Origin of the sequence: Finegoldia magna (assembly GCF_018371055.1) — a bacterium.
In the GTDB taxonomy this organism is placed as follows: Bacteria; Bacillota; Clostridia; order Tissierellales; family Peptoniphilaceae; genus Finegoldia; species Finegoldia magna_I.
The window spans coordinates 1-1,245 of record NZ_JAGYZD010000347.1; the positions used below are offsets into that span (position 1 = coordinate 1).

The following is a 1,245-nucleotide window of genomic DNA, read 5'->3' on the forward strand; positions in this document are numbered from 1 at the left end:
AAGAATACAATATTGTAGAAGTCCCTCTTCAAATCATTTACAATTCGGAAGTTACATATAAAGATAAGTATGAAAAAAATATTGATGACGTTATAAACGACATTAATAGTAACACTATTAGTAGTTCTCTTCCCTTAGCTAGTGATTTGATTGACAAAATAGAGCAAATTATATCAGAAGGATATACACATATAATAGCTACATGCATGAGCTGCGGAATTAGTGGAACTTATAATCTATTTCAACAAATATTAAACTTATACTCTGATAAAATTACATATCATTTGATAGATTGCAGATCATGTTCAATGGGAATGGGTTTTCTAATTGAAAAAGCTGTAAAAATGAAGGAAAATGGCATAAGTTTCGAAGAAATAGTAAAAGAATTAGAAAAACTAAAAACAAAAGAAGATTTCTTTTTTACTGTAGACAAATTGGATTATCTTTACACCAGTGGTCGTATTAAACGCTCAAGTAAAGTCGTTGGAAATCTATTAAACATAAAACCAATTATAACTTGCATCAAGAAAACTGGAAATTTGGAAGTTATAGATGCAGTAAGAGGCAGAAAAAAAGTCAACCAACAAATCCTTAATTATATAATTGACTTCGCAGCTAACAATCAAATAGACAATATCTATATAATGCATTCAAACCTACAAGAAAATGCAGATGAATTAGAAAAAGTAATACAAGATTACTATCCTAATGTTAAAATTTATAAGAGACCTATTTCTAGTCTTTTTGTTATACATACAGGTCCTCATATCTACGGGGCAGTCGTAACATTAAAATAAGGAAGGCATGATGCCTTCCCTTTTTAATTTAGTTTAATTTAGTTTGATCTAGTTTATTTTAATCCTCTTTTATTTTCTTCTTCTTTTTTGTTTTTCAAGTTGAATTCTTTTCTTGTCATAACATCAACTACTTTGCAGTTAACTTCTACAACATCTAATCCAGTCATTTTCTTTACACTTTGTTTTACAACTTCTTGTAGTTGTTGGAATACTTTTACAGCTGATACGCCATATTCTAATATTACTGATACATCAATTGCAGCTTCTTTTTCGCCAACTTCAGCATCAATACCTTTAGTTGCATTATATCCACCGAAAGTTTCTTGAATTCCTGAGAAGAATCCACCTTCCATATCTAAAACACCAGGAATTTCTCTAACTGCTATTGCAGCGATTTTTTGAACTACAGAGTTATCAAAAGTTAATTTTGATTCGTGTTTTTGTTCCT

General features: G+C 29.6%; 2 protein-coding genes. One reads left to right on the plus strand and one right to left on the minus strand.

Annotated elements, in window-relative coordinates; genetic code table 11:
• Nucleotides 1–797 (plus strand): DegV family protein (locus KHW44_RS09770; protein ID WP_304068938.1); only part of this gene is annotated, 797 nt, incomplete at its 5' end.
• A 53-nt stretch (nucleotides 798–850) separates the two neighbouring features.
• Here KHW44_RS09770 and KHW44_RS09775 read toward each other — a convergent pair.
• Nucleotides 851–1,245: Asp23/Gls24 family envelope stress response protein (locus KHW44_RS09775; protein WP_304068940.1), on the minus strand; the 395-nt coding region annotated here is incomplete at its 5' end.